We start from the raw sequence: 16,259 nt of genomic DNA, 5'->3' as shown, positions 1-16,259 counted from the left end.
CATATCACGCGTCGCGCTACGGAGTGAACCCGGAACATGGATGCGCTGACATTATTCGGCTTGTTCGCCGTGACAGCGATGCTGGTCGCTTACGCCCTGGAAGACCGCAGCCACTGGTTCGTGCTGATGTTCGCAATGGCCTGCGTGCTCGGTTCGGCTTACGGCTTCCTGCAAGGGGCCTGGCCGTTTGGCGTGGTCGAGGCGATCTGGGCCGTCGTGGCGCTGCGGCGCTGGCATCTCAGGCCGCGATGACGTCGTCGTCTTGCTTCAGGCAGGCGGCAAACCCGTTCAGTGCACTGGTTTGATGTCCGGCACGACGCTGGATGAAGAGCGTCTCGACCTGCGCGTGCGAATGGCTCAGCGCGTGGATCGAGACGCTGCCGTTGATCGCACTGCGTTCGACCACGGCGCGCGGCAGCAGTGTCACGCCCATGTCGGCGGCGACACAGCCGATCATGCCGTCGAGCGTGCCGAGTTCGAAGCGTGCGGCTGACGGCCAGCCGAACTCGACAAAGATCTGTTCCAGCCGCTGCCGGTAGGTGCAGCCCGTGCGGAACGTCAGTGCGGTCGGGCCCGAGTCCGGCGTGCCGGCGCGCAGCTCGGCGAGCGTGGCCCAGCGCCGCGCACTGACCAGCACCAGCTCTTCGCGGAACGCGCTTGTCGCGGTGAGATCGGCATGCACGATCGGGCCTGCGACGAAGGCGCCGTCGAGCGTGCCTTCGAGCACGCAGGCGACGAGGTCGGCGGTGGGTGCGGTGCGCAGGCTCAGCCGGACGGCGGGAAAGCGGCGATGAAAATCGGCCAACAGCGGCGGCAGCCGCACCGCCGCGGTCGTTTCCATCGAGCCGATCGCGAGCGGTCCCTTGGGCTCGCCGTCGTCGCAGGCCGCGAGTACGGCCTCGCGCGCTAGTGCGGACATCCGTTGCGCGTAGGGCAAAAGGCGCTTGCCCGCGCCGGTCAGGGTCATGCCGCGGCTATGGCGTTCGAACAGCGGCGTGCCGATCTCGGCTTCCAGTGCCTTCACGCGCTGGGTGACGTTCGACTGCACCGTGTTGAGCTCTTCGGCAGCACGGGTGATGCCCCCGGTCCGGGCGACGGCAGCGAAGGTCTGGATGTCGCTGAGTTCCATAATATCGTTTCTCTTTTGAGATGGTAGCGTTCGTTAGAATTCAATTTTAGAGAATGGTATTCTGGACTAATGTTTGTGTCGAGAGCGGAGGAGCCATGCCGATCACCACGCCGCTGACCCAGCTCCTGGGGATCAAACATCCGATCCTGCTGGCTCCAATGGACACGATCGCCGGCAGCCGGCTGACACGGGCTGTCAGCGAGGCCGGCGGCTTCGGGATCCTGGGTGGTGGCTACGGCGATCAGGAACGGCTCGAGGCCGAGACCAGGCAACTGAGGGGCTTTGCTTCGTTCGGTATCGGCTTCATCACGTGGAGCCTGGCAAGACAGCCAAGACTTCTCGACATCGCACTCGACGCCAATCCGCAAGCGATCATGCTGTCATTCGGCGATCCCGCACCATTTGCAGCGCGCATCAGGGCGTGCGGGGCGCGCTTGATCTGCCAGGTGCAGAGCGAGGACATGGCGAAGCAGGCGCTCGATGCCGGTGCGGACATCCTGATCGCGCAGGGTACCGAAGCCGGCGGTCACGGCGCATTGCGCACAACCGTCGATATCGTACCTGCGATCGTCGATCTCACGGCCGGCCGCGTGCCGGTGGTTGCCGCCGGCGGAATTGCCGATGGTCGCGGGCTCGCCGCGATGATGATGCTGGGCGCCTCCGGCGTGCTGATCGGCACGCGCTTCTATGCGAGCGTGGAGGCCAATGGCGCGGAGGAAGCCAAGCAGCGCATTCGCGACGCTGATCCCAATGACACGGTGCGCGGCGTCATCGTCGACTGGTCGCGCAGCCTGTTCTGGCCGGCCCCGTTCACCGCGCGAACGCTGGTCAATGATCATATCAGGCGCTGGACCGGCCGCGAGGTCGAGCTGATGCAGCGCGCCGCCGAGGTGACCGTCGAATATGCCGCGGCAAGGGCCGCGGGCAATTTCGAGGTCGCCGCGGTCTTTGCCGGCGAGGCCGTCGGCCTGATCCATGATATTCCGTCCGCCGCCGAAATCGTCGAACGGATCGCGACCGAGGCCGAGCAACTGCGAACCGGCCGGCGTAATTCCAGCGCGTCCGCCTAAACTGCGAGAGAACAACCATGTGGCCGAACCGTCGATTGATCGATCTCTTCAAGACCGAATTCCCGATCGTGCTGGCGCCGATGGCCGGCGTGATGGACGCGGAGCTGGTGATCGCCGTTGCGCAAGGCGGGGGCCTCGGCTCGCTGCCGAGCGCGATGCTGTCGCCGGAGAAAGCGCGCGAGCAGGTCAACATCATCCGGCAGCGCGTCTCCGCGCCGGTGAACATGAATTTCTTCTGCCACACACCGGTCGAGCTCACGGCCGAGGCGGAGGCGCGCTGGAAGCAGCGCCTCGCGGGCTACTACAATGAGCATGGCCTCGATCCCGCCGCACCCATCAATGCCGCGAACCGCGCGCCGTTCGACGCCGGCTTCTGCGAGGTTGTGGAGGAGCTGAAGCCGGAGATCGTCAGCTTCCATTTCGGTCTGCCCGAGGCCGCGCTGCTCAAGCGGGTCAAGGCGGCAGGATGTCTCGTCATCTCGTCGGCGACCACTGTGAGCGAAGCGGTCTGGCTCGAGCAGCACGGAGCTGATGCCGTCATTGCCCAAGGCGCGGAGGCCGGCGGCCATCGCGGCATGTTCCTGACCGACAAGATCTCGGAACAGCCCGGCACCTTTGCGCTGGTGCCGCAGGTGGTCGACGCGGTGAAGGTCCCAGTGATTGCGGCCGGCGGCGTTGCGGATGGCCGCGGCATTGCAGCCGCCTTCGCGCTCGGCGCGGCCGGCGTGCAGATCGGAAGTGCCTATCTGCGCTGCCCGGAATCCAAGGTCAGTGCGGCGGCCCGTGCGGCGCTCGCCGAGGGACAGGATGATTCCACCGTCATTACCAATGTCATGACCGGGCGGCCGGCGCGCGGCGTTCAGAACCGCCTAATGCGCGAGGCCGGCCCGATTTCGCCGGACGCGCCGCCATTTCCCCATGCCGCAACGGCGCTGGGACCGCTCAAGGCTGCGGCCGAGAAGCAGGGCAGGGTGGATTTCACCAATCTCTGGGCCGGGCAGGCGATCGCCCTGGGCCGCGAGGTCCCGGCAGCTGAACTGACCCGGGATCTCGCCAAATCGGCGCTTGCCCGGATGAAGGCGTTGGGCGGATAGGTCCCTAAAGCGCGATGAGCTTCGGGCGAAGCCTCATCGTGCTTTAGGATCTTGTTTGCGCATGATCTTTTCGGAAAACCCCTTCACACTTTTCCGGATCATGCGCTGGCGCCGGTTGCGGCGCAAAAGCGGCCTCTGCTATACGGCACATAGGTTTTTGCCGTGAGAGGCCTTATATAATGTCCGTCGACGCCGCTACCGTCCGCCGCATCGCGCATCTGGCGCGCATTGCGGTTTCAGAGGGCGAGGTTCCGCATCTGCAGGGCGAGCTCAACGCCATGCTCGCCTTTGTCGAGCAGCTCTCGGAGGTCAATGTCGAGGGCGTGGAGCCCATGACCTCGGTCACCCCGATGCAGATGAAGAAGCGGCGGGATGTGGTCAATGACGGCGAGATCGCCGACGATATCGTTGCCAACGCGCCCGCGATCGAAGGCCACTTCTTTCTGGTGCCGAAGGTCGTCGAGTAACTTTTAGGACGTGGTCCGATGTGCATGCTTTGCGACGACGAGAAGGCCTATCAGGCTTACATGAACTATCTCGACAAGATGGAGCGGCAGGGCAAGGCTGCCGACCCCAACGTCGCCGTCAATGCCGTGCTCGACGAGATCGAGGCGGCTGCGAAAGCGGCCGCCAAGAAAGACGACCCGGCCAACGACAAATCCCTGTCTCCGTTCTTCTGCAGCCCGATTAATAAATGACCGATTTGACATCGCTGACGCTCGCGGAGGCCCGCAATGGCCTCGCGGCAAAGACTTTCACGTCCCTCGAGCTGACCGACGCGCATCTGAACGCGATCGAAGCCGCGCGCGTGCTCAATGCTTTCGTCATGGAGACGCCCGACCGCGCGCGCGACATGGCGAAGGCCGTCGACGAGAAGATCGCCAAGGGTGACGCGGGGCCGCTCGCCGGCATTCCGCTCGGGATCAAGGACCTGTTCGCGACCAAGGGCGTGCGCACCACGGCGTGCTCGAAAATACTCGGCAACTTCGTGCCGACTTACGAGTCCACGATCACCTCGCAGCTGTGGCGCGATGGTGCGGTGATGCTGGGCAAGCTCAACAATGACGAGTTCGCGATGGGCTCGTCGAACGAGACCTCGTGCTTCGGCCCGGTCGGCAATCCCTGGCGGCGTGATGGCTCCAACACGACGCTGGTGCCGGGCGGCTCGTCTGGCGGCTCGGCCTCCGCCGTGGCGGCTCTGCTCTGCATGGGCGCGACCGCGACCGACACCGGCGGCTCGATCCGCCAGCCGGCGGCGTTCACCGCGACCGTCGGCATCAAGCCAACCTATGGCCGCTGCTCGCGCTGGGGCATCGTCGCCTTTGCCTCCTCGCTGGACCAGGCTGGTCCGATCGCGCGCAGCACGCGCGATGCCGCGATGCTGCTGCGCTCGATGGCTGGCCACGATCCCAAGGACACGACCTCGGTCGACATAGCCGTGCCGGACTACGAGGCCGCGATCGGCAAGTCCGTGAAGGGCATGAAGATCGGCATTCCCAAGGAATACCGTCTCGACGGCATGCCGGCCGAGATCGAAAAGCTTTGGGAAGCGGGCGCGGCCTGGCTGAAAGCGGCCGGGGCCGAGCTCGTTGAAGTGTCACTGCCGCACACCAAATACGCGTTGCCGGCCTATTACATCGTGGCGCCGGCGGAGGCGTCCTCCAACCTCGCGCGCTATGACGGCGTGCGCTTCGGCCTGCGCGAGCAGGGCCGGAACGTCAACGAACTCTACGAGAACACCCGTGCAGAAGGTTTTGGCGCTGAGGTGAAGCGCCGCGTCATGATCGGCACCTACGTGCTCTCGGCCGGCTATTACGACGCCTATTATTTGCGCGCCCAGAAGGTGCGCACGCTGATCAAGAAGGACTTTGAGGATTGCTTCGCCAAGGGCGTCGACGCGATCCTGACGCCGGCGACGCCGTCGGCAGCCTTCGGCATCGGCGAGAAAGGCGGCGCGGACCCCGTCGAGATGTACCTCAACGACATCTTCACGGTGACCGTGAACATGGCGGGCCTGCCGGGCATCGCTGTGCCCGCCGGCAAGGATGCGCAGGGCCTGCCGCTCGGCCTGCAGCTGATCGGCCGTCCCTTCGACGAGGAGACGCTGTTCTCGCTCGGCGAGGTGATCGAGCAGGCCGCCGGCCGCTTCACGCCGGCGAAATGGTGGTGAAGATGGCGGCGTATATCGCCAGCCTCGACGGCGCCGCGCCGCCGCCGGACCTCAGCGCTCCACTTGCCGCACTATGGTGGGCCGCCAAGGGCGACTGGGACGAGGCGCACAAGATCGTCCAGGACGAGAGCGGCCGCGCGGCCGCTTGGGTGCACGCCTATCTGCACCGGGTCGAGGGCGACCTCGGCAACGCCGGCTATTGGTACCGCCAGGCCGGCCAGCCCGTGGCAACGGATTCATTACAGGCAGAGTGGGAGCGGATCGCTGCCACGCTGCTCGGGAGCAAGCCATGAACGCACCTGCCGCACCCCACAAACTTCTCAAGGGCTCAACCGGTGACTGGGAGATGGTCATCGGCCTGGAGGTCCACGCTCAGGTGACGTCGAACGCGAAGCTGTTCTCCGGCGCCCCCACCGCATTCGGCGGCGAGCCGAACTCGCATGTGTCGCTGGTTGACGCGGCGATGCCGGGCATGCTGCCTGTGATCAATGAGGAATGCGTCAGACAAGCTGTCCGGACCGGCCTCGGGCTGAACGCGCAGATCAATCTGCGCTCGGTGTTCGACCGCAAGAACTATTTCTATCCAGACTCGCCGCAGGGCTACCAGATCAGCCAGTACAAGTCGCCGATCGTCGGCGAAGGCGAGGTCGTGGTCGAACTGGACGGCGGCAAGACCGCCACCATCGGCATCGAGCGGCTGCATCTGGAACAGGACGCCGGCAAATTGCTGCACGATCAGTCGCCGACCATGTCCTATGTCGATCTCAACCGCTGCGGCGTAGCGCTGATGGAGATCGTGTCGAAACCCGACATCCGCGATGCCGAGCAGGCCAAGGCCTATGTGACCAAGCTGCGCTCGATCCTGCGCTATCTCGGCACCTGCGACGGCGACATGGAGAAGGGATCCTTGCGCGCCGACGTCAACGTCTCCGTGCGCAAGCCCGGCGCGCCGCTGGGCACCCGCTGCGAGATCAAGAACATGAACTCGATCAATTTCATCGGCCAGGCGATCGAGTACGAGGCCCGGCGCCAGATCGAAATCCTCGAGGACGGCGGCGCGATCGACCAGGAGACCCGGCTCTACGACCCCAACAAGGGCGAGACGCGGTCGATGCGGTCCAAGGAAGAGGCGCACGACTATCGCTACTTCCCCGATCCCGACCTGCTGCCGCTGGAGTTTTCGCAAAGCTTCGTCGACGAGTTGAAGGCTGAGCTGCCCGAGCTGCCGGACCAGAAGAAGACGCGCTTCGTCGCGGATCTCGGCCTGTCGGCCTACGACGCCAGCGTGCTGGTCGCCGAGCGCGAGAGTGCCGTGTTCTACGAGACCGTGTTGGAGAAACTCGCCAACCGCGCGCGCGACGGCAAGGTCGCCGCGAACTGGGTGATCAACGAGCTGTTCGGTCGTCTCAACAAGGAAGGCCGGGATATTACGGACTCTCCGGTCGATGCCGCACAGCTCTCAGGGATCATCGACCTGATCGGCGAGGGTACGATCTCCGGCAAGATCGCCAAGGATCTGTTCGAGATCGTCTGGCAGGAGGGCGGCGATCCCCGCGCACTGGTCGAAAGCCGCGGCATGAAGCAGGTCACGGATCTTTCGGCGATCGAAAAGGTTGTCGACGACATCATCGCGGCCAATCCCGACAAGGCGGCGCAGGTCAAGGACAAGCCGCAGTCACTCGGCTGGTTCGTCGGCCAGGTGATGAAGGCATCCGGCGGCAAGGCCAACCCGCAGAGCGTCAACGAGCTGCTCAAGTCCAAGCTCGGCATCTGACCTCGCGCGTTCGAACGAGGTGACGGACAGGCGTCGTCACCTCGCTTTCGGTTCGCGATGCGACGCTCGCGCACATCCTCTGCGACGAACTTCATCCCGATCGAACGCGACACGCCGACCGAATCGCCGTCACGCGATTCGCGCAAAACGGCGACTTGCACGCGCTCTGACGAGCGCTCGCGCCGTTAATCATGAAAATATTTTCGTTGCCAAAAGTCGCGACTCAGAGTCCGCGAAGCGCCTTCGCGAGGCGCTCGGGCGATCGGCAGGATGCATCATTGCAACGATCGTGCGCGATGCACGCGTGCAAGAAAATACTTGCTGCATAGTGTTTTTCTACAATCGCATCTTCTGCAAACGTCGATGCCGCGGGCACTCTCTGCGATCGCAAGCACACCTCATGCAGTCCGTTTGCATCGCGTTCGCCAGCGCAGGCGCGTTTCGCCGTCAACACTTCTTTAAGCGAGACGCTGTTTTTTTCGTTGTGTTGGTGTATTCGGGATGAGTGTGCACTCGATCCCCGACTGCATGCAGCGATTAAGCCATCTCACACATCGGAGGGCAACATGGCCAAGAAAGCTAAGAAGGCAAAGAAGGCGAAGAAGGCGAAGAGCGCAGTGAAGAAGACTGCGAAGAAGACCCGCAAGGTCGCCAAGAAGAAGTAACTTCGCTTTTTGAAGTTGCCGGCTCCTAGAGAGCCGGCACGTCATCAGCGCCTCTCAAAAGGTTCTGGTCGACGATAGAGGGTGTCGGCGAGACATCAGGTCAACGGTCGGATTGTTCTCTTCGCGGGTTCGCTCGCTAAGCCCGGTCCGGCAGAAGAAACAAGTTTTCTTCGTTCGGTGCGGCTCTCCGTAAGGGGCTCCGCAATTTCACAGGCGGCCTTCGGCCAACGTGGAATCTGGTCCTGACGTGTTCGCCGACGCCCTCGTTCTCATGAGGCCGGGGTATTGCCGGCATTCCCATATCCCGACATCGTTGATCTGACCGCGATGTGGCCGTTCTGCCCTTGAGCAGTCAGGGTTGTCGCATATGACGTCAGCGGCGCCTGAGCGAGCACCTCGTCCTTCGAGAGGACCGCTTAGCGGTCCCCTCCGGATGAGGCTCGGCTGCATCCATCTACGTTGATGCTGCCGCATCCTCATCCCTCATCCTGAGGGCCCGCCGCAGGCGGGCGTCTCGAAGGATGGCCGCAGTCGAGCTTCCAGCCATATACTTCTTCATATGCGCGCCCTGCTTGAGCAGGGAGGCTGCAGCGCAATTGCAGGCAGTTCGCGCACCTCTTCTCCATTCGCGGTGTCATCGCCCGGCTCCGACCGGGCGATCCAGTACCCCGCAGCTTCTCGTGGGACCATTGCTGTCTCTGGAATACGGTGACGACAGCAGGCGGGGACACCACAGGACGCGCGTCACCGTGCGCAATGGTTATCGTTCTCCCAAAATCCCAAGGTAAACCGAATCTGACGAATTGCAGAAGTCCCTGCAAAATAGGGATTTCCTGCATTTGTCGTGCGCGCCTGGCGCGGGCGCGTTTACGTCTGCTTCATCGCGATACTTAAACTGCCATTCAAATTTGCCCGCCATCATTACCTCCAACAAGCCGGCAAACGGCACGGGCAAAAAGCCTCGGGGATGAGTTGAACAGTTGATCGGACGGGAGCCGCGCTCGGGGTACGAGACGGCATAAGAAAAAAGGGGATGCGTTATGTTTCAGGGTACTTTCGATCTGGAGACCGCGACGCCGATCGACGCAGGCGCGCTGTCGGACGTGCTGTTCGAGCGCGGCCTCTATTGGGCGAGCGGACGCGCCGGCCTCGTTGATCTCGTCGCCGCGCACAAATGGTTCAACCTCGCCGCGCTCAAGGGCCGCAAGGACGCCGTGACGCTGCGCCAGGAGGTCGCCGGGCAGATGTCGGACGCCGACATCTCGGCCGCCCAGCGCGAGGCGAGGGCCTGGGTCTCCGCCCACTGAGCGGTGAATCACGTCCCGGCGGTCGCAGGCGAACCTGATTTTCGCTAATCGGGTTCCCTCGTGGTCCGCCATCCGGGATTCCGAGCGGCGTGAGCGATCTCGACGAGATGACTGGGCGCAGATCAGAGGCGGCGGATTCAGATCGCGCCCTTGCACTATGATCTGGGATACTTCGACCCGGAGCAGAAAACCCTGCAACCTCTCGACAACCCGTTCGGCACGAGGCTGTCACCCATGTCTTAGGTACGTTCCGTTACCCATGTCTTCGGGCCGGACAAGCTGCGGAGTGGCGGAGAGGGAGGGATTCGAACCCTCGATACAGCTTGAGACCGTATGACGCTTTAGCAAAGCGTTGCCTTCAGCCACTCGGCCACCTCTCCGGTGCGAGCCTTATGCATCTAATTACTTGGGCTGGTCAATTTGGAAGCGTGTGTTTTTGCTCGAATATTCCCAGCGAATTCCGAAACCAGGCGGTTTGCTCTCGGGCCGAGAACGTAACGCCGCGATAACGGACGCCAAGCTGGAGGTTCTGGCGCTTGTATTAAGAGTGGTTCTGGCGCGCATAAAGGCTCCCTTCATCCATATAAACGATTGATTTTGCTTTCAAATTGGATCGGATGGCCCGCGTGTGGGACGACTGCCTTCGTCGCCGACCGCCTCTATCAAGTGATTCATTTGCAAGCGATTGATTTGATTGTCTCTTCCGCGATTCGCCACAAACTATGAGCGGTGATTGCCCTCAGATCGGCCGACGGGGCCCCGTGTCAGGGCTGCGGGAAGGGCGCTCTCACTATTAGTCGGGATAACTCGCTCGCCGGCCGAGGATCTGCCCCGTCGCGCCAGGCGTCGCCGCAACCAGGGAGGGCCTTGTCTGGCGATTTCTCTTTCCGTGGAAACGGCTTTGGAAATCAAAGCAGGGATGATCTGGCACGCTGTTTCATTCTTCAACTGTCAGGACTCCGCCGCTACGGATCTCATCTTACAATAGTCAGGACGTAGAGCATCCAGCTGGGTAGCTCACTGCGAGATATCGATAGGCAATATCCCGACCGCTTCGAGACGTACGCGTTTTCAATCGGTCCTGACGACAACAGCGATCTCCGCAAGCCGCTCGAAAAGTCATTCATCGCTTTGTCGATTGCGAGACAAGCTCGACGGTGAAGTCCTGCAAGCGATCGACGATGCGCAGATCGATATTTTGTCGATCTTGCAGCCGCTTGATGGTCAGGCCAGCCAGTTCCCGAAGGGCTGGCGCACGGCGAGTCCCTGGTTGATTCCACGATTCGGGCGCCCCAGACCCACAGCGAGGCGTCTCCACGGATGTGAGGGGCTGGTGCCGGAACTTTTGATGGCAGATGAAGCCTGTCGAAAAAGATCAGCAGATTCAAAGTGTTACAAAGTCGCCCTGATCACATCTGCGTGTTATTTGTGCAACACCCGCTGGAAAACACGCTCGATCGGCCGGTTCTGAAGCGTTCTGTTGTTGTGTGTGCAAGGGGGTTCGGTAATTGTGACTGAGCGACGGAGGGGGGCATCCCGAGGTCGTCCCGTCTTAGGTGGTTCGCTTAAGTCCCTCGCGTTCAGCGGGTGTGTCCGAAGGCGCGAAGCGACTAAGCGGTGATTTTAAGGGACAAGGGAACCAACCTTAGGGTGTCTTCACCCAGCGGATCCGGAACCTTCCCTATGGCAAACTTGGAGGTTTAACATGAAGTTGGTTAAGAGCCTTTTGCTCGGTTCCGCGGCGGGTCTGCTCGCTGTTGGCGGAGCGCAGGCAGCCGATCTCCCCGTGAAGGCCAAAGCGGTCGAATACGTGAAGATCTGCTCCCTGTATGGTGCGGGTTTCTACTACATCCCCGGCACTGATACTTGCATCAAGCTGGGTGGTTATCTGCGCGCTGAAGTCGCGCTGAACACCAACTCTGACTTCAGCGGTCAGCTCACGTCGAACAACGGCGCGCGCAACCGTCTGACGAACTACTACACCATGCGCGCTCGTGAAGATCTCAACATCGACACGCGCACCGCGACCGAGTACGGCGTCGTCCGTACCTTCTTCGACGGCGTGTTCTCCTGGACCACCGGCAACTACGCCGGCACCGGCAGCGCGACCGGCACCACCGCCTACAGCAGCACGCTGGCGCTCAACACCTCGGGTGCGGCCCCGGCTCTCGTTGGTTCGTCGATCAACGGCACCGACGGCGCGACCTCCGGCGGTTCGCTCGGCGTGTACTACGCCTTCATCCAGTTCGCTGGCTTCACCATGGGTAAGGCCGTGTCGCAGTTCGACGCGCCCTGGACCAACTATCCCGGCAACAACTTCGACAGCCTCGTCGGCGGTTCCGGCACGGTCACTGGTGTCAACCAGTTCAGCTACACTGCTGACTTCGGTCAGGGCGTGACGGCGTCGTTCTCGGCGGAAGATCGGGCGGCCTACTATGATGCCGGCAACCTGAACATGACGGGCGCGAGTGCGGCCGGCATTGTTGGCGGTTCGTATGGCTCCAACGCCATCGGCGGCACGCGTTCGCCGAACCTCGTCGGTATGGTCCGTGTCGACCAGGCTTGGGGTCTGTTCCAGGCGTCGGTCGCTGCGCATGACAACCACGTTGCCTACTACGGCGCCACCGAGCCGACTGGCCATCCCGACGACAAGTGGGGTTGGGCTGCTCAGCTCGCTCTGTCGATCAAGAACATCCCGACTGGCGCGGGTGACGTGATCAACATCCAGGGCGTCTACACCGACGGCGCATCCCGCTACAACTTCCAGAACCTGGCGGGCGGCAGCTACTCGATGTTCGGCAGCTCCGGCGTTGCCTACCAGAGCGTCGGCTTCGCCGTCGCTCCGGACACCGTGTTCGTCACCGGTTCCTCACAGGAGACTGTGAAGACCTGGGGCTTCCGTGGTGCCTACACCCACAACTGGGATCCATACTGGAACACCGCGATCTACGGTGCCTACGCTCAGGCACAGTTCGGCTCGCTGGCTAAGACCACAATCTGCGGCGCAGGCGGTGCTGGCGGCGTGTTCGGCGGTCTCGCTGGTGTGACGGGTTGTAATCCTGACTTCGCCATCGGCCAGGTCGGTGTTATCACCCGCTGGACCCCGGTCAAGAACCTGACGTTCTCGGCCGACCTCTCCTGGACCCATCTGGACCAGAAGTACGCTGGTACGGTTGCTGTTGCTCCGTCCGGTGTCACAGCCAAGCCGGCCACTGTGTACGAGCTGAAGGATCAGGACACGCTCGTTCTGCTCCTCCGCGCTCAGCGCAACTGGTAAGTTCGGTCTAACGACCTGACAGAGAGCCCCGGCGGGAAACCGCCGGGGCTTTTTTTTGTACCAGGCGGACCACGGATCTCCGACATGTTCTGAAGAACGAGTGGAGTGTGGAATGATGAGTAGCTTTGGGTGATCAAGAGCTGGGTTCGGATCGCGCGATCAAGTCCACTTCAGCCGCCGCGGCAAGAGGCGGAGTCGCCGGCAGGTCCTTGAGATTCATGGCCACCACGGCGTCCAACGTGGTCTGCCCGTCTCGACCGCAACCAGCGCGAGTCGAGCGGCATAGAGCGAACTAGGCCGCGTCGACGACGTCGGAGTTCAGGCGTGGTGCGACAGCCGTAGAAGAGCCGGCCGATAGGGGGCTTGCGGATCGTCGTCCTCATTCGAGGGAATTGTGCAGGAGCCGAATTCCTGTCTGATCCGCTCGATCTCGGCGATGCGCTCGTGCAGCCGCTGCAGATGCTCCGGGGATTTCGCCCGCCAGAATCGAAATGTGTCGGCGGTGAGCGGCAGGAACGCGGTGCCGAACAGCGTCGGCTCCGGAACGACGGTTCGCCCGAGCAGCAGGAACCGCTCGGCACCGGAGACGACGAGGGTCGCGTAGCCGCGGTTTCCGATCCTCTTGATGCCATTCAGCGACCATTCGGCGAGCTTGCTGAAATAGGGCTCCTCCCGCCAGCGATCGGGGCAATGGTCATCGACGGTAACGTTGACCGCGTCCTGGCTGAAATGCACGATGATGCCCGATTTCGCCGGAAACCAGTCGTCATCCAGATGGCCCTGCAGCCAGGCGCAGACGAAGGACCGGCACATCTGCGGACGGCGCTCGTAGATGGTGCATCCAGTGCCCGTCTGCCAATGCCTGCACAGCTGGTTCACCGGCTTGTCGACGGCCGCCACTTCGAGGATATCGCAGCAGGCATTGCACGAGCCGCATTGCCGGGCTGGCTGGGCTGTCCTCGTCGGGCTGGTTCCGCGAAAACCCTGCCCGTCGCGGACCAGCAGCTTCTGCTTTTCCAGCGCATTCAACGCACGTTCGATTTTGAGACGAGATAGTCCCGTGGCGTCGATCACACCCTTCATCGTCGTCGCGCCTGCCTCTACTGCACGGGCGACGCTCAACATTGCCTGATCCATGTTTGTAGTTCTTTTCTTCTCTTATTGCGGCGCGCCCGATCCGCCCTGCACGATCTTCTCGTTCAGCTTCTCACCGTACGGTCTGGAGCACTCCGGCCCATGTTGATGGCCCCGCCTCAAACGCCGGGAGCTGACCGTGTTACCCCCTCGCGCGGATACCTTGTTATCGGATCGCCGCAAGCGAGTCTCATAGGCACGCCGCTATTCCACGCTGCCGGCGCCACGGCGCAAATCAGCCTCGATCTGCAACCGGGTGCCGCCGCCGAAGCGGGCGCGGTAGACCTGAAGGTTCTCCATGATCCGCTGCACATAGTTGCGCGTCTCGGAGAACGGGATCAGCTCGACCCAGTCGACCGCGTCGACCTTGGGGTCACGCGGATCGCCGTAGCGGTCGATCCACTTCTTCACACTGCCGCGGCCGGCATTGTAAGCGGCGAAGGTCATGATGTAGGAGCCGCGATAGTCTTCGAGCAGTCCACCGAGCTCGGCCGAGCCGAGCGTGGCGTTGTAGGCCGAATCGTTCTTCAGACGCCCCAGATCGTAGGTCCCGCCGTGCCGCTTGCAGACATAGCGCGCAGCGTCCGGCGTCACCTGCATCAGCCCATAGGCCTGCGCCGGCGAGACGACCGAGGGATTGAAGGCGCTCTCCTGCCGCGCGATGGCGTAGATGATGCTGCGCTCGACCTCGGGTCCGATCGGCGTGAATTGCGGAATGCCGTTGACGGGATAGGCATAGAAATCGAACGGCAGCCCGCGATTGAGCGCGGCCTTGCCGAGCAGCAGCATGCCGCGCGCGTCGCTGTGGCGCTGGGTGAGCTCGCCGAGGCCGGCTAGCGCTTCGGGATCGCCGTTCTCGCCCATGTCGGCGAGCAACGGTATCACCATCTCGCGCTCGTCGAGCTCGTAGAGCAGCTGCGCGGCGCGCACGATCTCCAGCCGTTCGGCACCGCGGCTGCGCGGCTGAGCGTTGAGCTCGATCTGCGGCAGGCCGAGCTTGGCGCGTGCGAGCTGGCCGTAATAGCTGGTGGATTGCTCGGCGGCCCGCGCGTAGGCGTTGCGCGCCTCCTGCTGGCGGCCTGCAGCTTCGGCGGCGCGGCCCTGCCAATAGCCGGCGCGCGCCAGCGTGGTCGGATTGACGCTGCCGATCCCGATGCGGGCAAAGTGCTGGGTGGCGGCCGCGGGATCGTTGAGGAAGCGCAGCGCGATCCAGCCGGCGGTGAACTCTTGCTCGGTCTTGTAGATGTCGCGCGAGGGCAGGGCCGCATCGCGCGCGATCAGATAGGCGCTGCGGAATTCCTCGGTGTCGATCATCTTGCGCGCCAGGAGGCGCCGTTCGATCCACCATTCGTCGAGATTGTAGAGCCGGCCCGGATCCTTCGGTGCCGACAGCATGAGCTGGGCGGCTTCCGCAAATTTCTCCTCGCGGCGCAGCAGCTGGATCTTGCTGAAGATGAAGCCCGGATCGCCGTGCAGCTCGCGCGGCACGGCTTCGAGCAGCGCACGAGCGTTCGGCGCTTTCTTGACGGAGGCGATGCGGGCTTTGGCGAGTGCGACATAGCCGGCCCCGAGGCGCTTTGCAGCCCGCAATGCGGCCTCGTTCTCGCTGCCGTAGAGCAGCGTATCCATCCGCGCCTTCTGATCGCCGGGCGTCAGCAGCGCGCCGAACTGGTCGAGTGCGTTGTTTTCGGTCTCTTCCGACATCGGGTCGCTGCGCCAGGCATCGCGCACCAGACGTTCGGCGTTGGCACGGTCGCCGCGCGCCAGCATCGCCTTGGCGAGCGTGAAGCGGCCCTTGGCGGACACGGGGGATTCGTTCTCGAACCACGACCACGCGACCTGGTCGTCGCGCCTGTCGTCCCACATCGCGGCCTCTAGGCGCCGGCGCAGGAAGGTCTGCGAGGGCCAGCTCGGATTGGCGGACAGGAAGGCGCGGTAGCGCTCCACAGTCGCGCCATTGTCCTCGCTGCGAAGGATGATCCATTCCGCGAGTTTTCGCGCGACCGGATCCGAGATCGTGGCCGCGGCACTGGTGGCGTCGCCCGCCTTGCGCTTGCGCACGAGCTCGATCACGGTCTCCAGCGTGTCCTTGTCGGCTTGCGGCGTCGAGGAGGTCGCAGCAACCGCAGCCGGTGTGACCGGCTTGCGCGGGGCGGCATGCTGGCGGGTCGCCGGAGCCAGGACAGGAGCCGCGACGGGCTTGGCGGAGGCCGGGGCGGTCGGTCTGACGATGGCCGTTGCTGCCGGTGCGGGTGCGGTCTTCGGGACCGAGCCGCCAGCGGCCGGCTGAGGTTTCGGCGCGACAGCCGCAGGCTTCAGCTTGTCCTTCGCAGGTTCCTTGGCTGCGTTCTTGCCAGCATCCTTGCCAGCGTCCTTGGCAGGCTTCTTCGCGGCATCCTTGGCGGGTGGACTGGTCGGGCCCTTGCTTGCGCCCTTGGCGGCGTCCTTCGAAATGTCCTTGCCGGTTCCCTTGGACGCCCCCTTCGCGGTGTCCTTGGCGGCTGGCTTTGCGATTTCCTTCGCGGTTTCCTTGGCGGTCTCCGCGGTTGTCTCATTGGATTTGGCCCAGGCGGCGCAGCCGGCCGACAGCCCTGCCATCAGGCACACGACCAGACCGGTGGATCGCCATGCGGCGCGCG

Annotated in this window: 13 protein-coding genes and 1 tRNA gene; 10 read left to right on the top strand and 4 right to left on the bottom strand. The window is 63.4% G+C overall.

Translation table 11 applies throughout. The features are described 5' to 3' along the window. The first annotated feature begins 36 nt into the window (after positions 1–36). On the top strand, positions 37–252 hold the full coding sequence (locus tag IVB19_RS20970; RefSeq protein WP_085357370.1) for a hypothetical protein: 216 nt from the start codon (positions 37–39) through the stop codon (positions 250–252). Here IVB19_RS20970 and IVB19_RS20965 read toward each other — a convergent pair. Further along, a complete protein-coding gene (locus tag IVB19_RS20965) occupies positions 239–1,129 on the bottom strand; it encodes a LysR family transcriptional regulator (RefSeq protein ID WP_247384535.1) in 891 nt (296 codons plus the stop codon). The genes IVB19_RS20970 and IVB19_RS20965 overlap by 14 nt on opposite strands. A 95-nt stretch (positions 1,130–1,224) precedes the next feature. Between IVB19_RS20965 and IVB19_RS20960 the strand changes: the two genes are divergently transcribed. The 8 genes from IVB19_RS20960 (at position 1,225) to IVB19_RS20925 (ending at position 9,209) form a co-directional block, all read left to right on the top strand. Then, a complete protein-coding gene (locus IVB19_RS20960; RefSeq protein WP_247384538.1) occupies positions 1,225–2,199 on the top strand; it encodes an NAD(P)H-dependent flavin oxidoreductase in 975 nt (324 codons plus the stop codon). A 17-nt stretch (positions 2,200–2,216) separates the two neighbouring features. Next, on the top strand, positions 2,217–3,293 hold the full coding sequence (locus IVB19_RS20955) for an NAD(P)H-dependent flavin oxidoreductase (RefSeq protein WP_085351413.1): 1,077 nt from the start codon (positions 2,217–2,219) through the stop codon (positions 3,291–3,293). Positions 3,294–3,472: 179 nt separating this feature from the next. Beyond that, complete coding sequence (gatC, locus tag IVB19_RS20950) at positions 3,473–3,760, top strand: Asp-tRNA(Asn)/Glu-tRNA(Gln) amidotransferase subunit GatC (RefSeq protein WP_247298801.1); 288 nt, start codon at positions 3,473–3,475, stop codon at positions 3,758–3,760. 18 nt (positions 3,761–3,778) lie between these two features. Continuing rightward, the gene (locus tag IVB19_RS20945) at positions 3,779–3,991 is read left to right on the top strand and encodes a hypothetical protein (protein WP_007611210.1); all 213 of its coding nucleotides are present in this window, start codon (positions 3,779–3,781) and stop codon (positions 3,989–3,991) included. Continuing rightward, the gene (gatA, locus tag IVB19_RS20940; RefSeq protein WP_247819863.1) at positions 3,988–5,463 is read left to right on the top strand and encodes an Asp-tRNA(Asn)/Glu-tRNA(Gln) amidotransferase subunit GatA; all 1,476 of its coding nucleotides are present in this window, start codon (positions 3,988–3,990) and stop codon (positions 5,461–5,463) included. The genes IVB19_RS20945 and gatA overlap by 4 nt, the downstream gene beginning before the upstream one ends. Continuing rightward, complete coding sequence (locus IVB19_RS20935; RefSeq protein ID WP_085383246.1) at positions 5,454–5,756, top strand: hypothetical protein; 303 nt, start codon at positions 5,454–5,456, stop codon at positions 5,754–5,756. Before gatA ends, IVB19_RS20935 begins: the two co-directional genes overlap by 10 nt. Further along, positions 5,753–7,237: an Asp-tRNA(Asn)/Glu-tRNA(Gln) amidotransferase subunit GatB gene (gene gatB / locus IVB19_RS20930; RefSeq protein ID WP_204511383.1), complete on the top strand. Its 1,485-nt coding sequence runs from the start codon at positions 5,753–5,755 to the stop codon at positions 7,235–7,237. The genes IVB19_RS20935 and gatB overlap by 4 nt, the downstream gene beginning before the upstream one ends. A gap of 1,705 nt (positions 7,238–8,942) precedes the next feature. Then, positions 8,943–9,209 (top strand): hypothetical protein, encoded by a 267-nt coding sequence (locus IVB19_RS20925; protein WP_085351418.1) that lies wholly within the window; start codon positions 8,943–8,945, stop codon positions 9,207–9,209. Between the two features lie 287 nt (positions 9,210–9,496). Here IVB19_RS20925 and IVB19_RS20920 read toward each other — a convergent pair. Beyond that, positions 9,497–9,589 (bottom strand) — tRNA-Ser (locus IVB19_RS20920). 1,325 nt (positions 9,590–10,914) lie between these two features. On the opposite strand from IVB19_RS20920, the gene IVB19_RS20915 reads away from it, so the two are divergent. Further along, positions 10,915–12,486: a porin gene (locus tag IVB19_RS20915; RefSeq protein WP_018458418.1), complete on the top strand. Its 1,572-nt coding sequence runs from the start codon at positions 10,915–10,917 to the stop codon at positions 12,484–12,486. Between the two features lie 318 nt (positions 12,487–12,804). Here the strand turns inward: IVB19_RS20915 and IVB19_RS20910 are convergent, their stop codons facing one another. Both IVB19_RS20910 and IVB19_RS20905 read right to left on the bottom strand, forming a co-directional pair. Next, positions 12,805–13,623: a YkgJ family cysteine cluster protein gene (locus tag IVB19_RS20910; RefSeq protein WP_247298797.1), complete on the bottom strand. Its 819-nt coding sequence runs from the start codon at positions 13,621–13,623 to the stop codon at positions 12,805–12,807. Between the two features lie 201 nt (positions 13,624–13,824). Next, positions 13,825–16,218, bottom strand: coding sequence for a lytic transglycosylase domain-containing protein (locus IVB19_RS20905; RefSeq protein WP_247452484.1), 2,394 nt, complete (start codon positions 16,216–16,218; stop codon positions 13,825–13,827). Positions 16,219–16,259 lie beyond the last annotated feature (41 nt).

It is taken from the genome of Bradyrhizobium sp. 187, assembly GCF_023101005.1.
Lineage (GTDB): Bacteria > Pseudomonadota > Alphaproteobacteria > Rhizobiales > Xanthobacteraceae > Bradyrhizobium > Bradyrhizobium canariense_D.
The sequence above is the reverse complement of the archived record's forward strand: the minus strand, read 5'-3'. Positions and strand labels throughout refer to the sequence as shown.

What these genes read in the sequence shown, in the direction of transcription:
- IVB19_RS20970 (WP_085357370.1), top strand. Translation starts at nt 37, where the DNA reads ATGGATGCGCTGACATTATTCGGCTTGTTCGCCGTGACAGCGATGCTG.
- IVB19_RS20965 (WP_247384535.1), bottom strand. Translation starts at nt 1,129, where the DNA reads ATGGAACTCAGCGACATCCAGACCTTCGCTGCCGTCGCCCGGACCGGG.
- IVB19_RS20960 (WP_247384538.1), top strand. Translation starts at nt 1,225, where the DNA reads ATGCCGATCACCACGCCGCTGACCCAGCTCCTGGGGATCAAACATCCG.
- IVB19_RS20955 (WP_085351413.1), top strand. Translation starts at nt 2,217, where the DNA reads ATGTGGCCGAACCGTCGATTGATCGATCTCTTCAAGACCGAATTCCCG.
- gatC (WP_247298801.1), top strand. Translation starts at nt 3,473, where the DNA reads ATGTCCGTCGACGCCGCTACCGTCCGCCGCATCGCGCATCTGGCGCGC.
- IVB19_RS20945 (WP_007611210.1), top strand. Translation starts at nt 3,779, where the DNA reads ATGTGCATGCTTTGCGACGACGAGAAGGCCTATCAGGCTTACATGAAC.
- gatA (WP_247819863.1), top strand. Translation starts at nt 3,988, where the DNA reads ATGACCGATTTGACATCGCTGACGCTCGCGGAGGCCCGCAATGGCCTC.
- IVB19_RS20935 (WP_085383246.1), top strand. Translation starts at nt 5,454, where the DNA reads ATGGTGGTGAAGATGGCGGCGTATATCGCCAGCCTCGACGGCGCCGCG.
- gatB (WP_204511383.1), top strand. Translation starts at nt 5,753, where the DNA reads ATGAACGCACCTGCCGCACCCCACAAACTTCTCAAGGGCTCAACCGGT.
- IVB19_RS20925 (WP_085351418.1), top strand. Translation starts at nt 8,943, where the DNA reads ATGTTTCAGGGTACTTTCGATCTGGAGACCGCGACGCCGATCGACGCA.
- IVB19_RS20915 (WP_018458418.1), top strand. Translation starts at nt 10,915, where the DNA reads ATGAAGTTGGTTAAGAGCCTTTTGCTCGGTTCCGCGGCGGGTCTGCTC.
- IVB19_RS20910 (WP_247298797.1), bottom strand. Translation starts at nt 13,623, where the DNA reads ATGGATCAGGCAATGTTGAGCGTCGCCCGTGCAGTAGAGGCAGGCGCG.
- IVB19_RS20905 (WP_247452484.1), bottom strand. Translation starts at nt 16,218, where the DNA reads ATGGCAGGGCTGTCGGCCGGCTGCGCCGCCTGGGCCAAATCCAATGAG.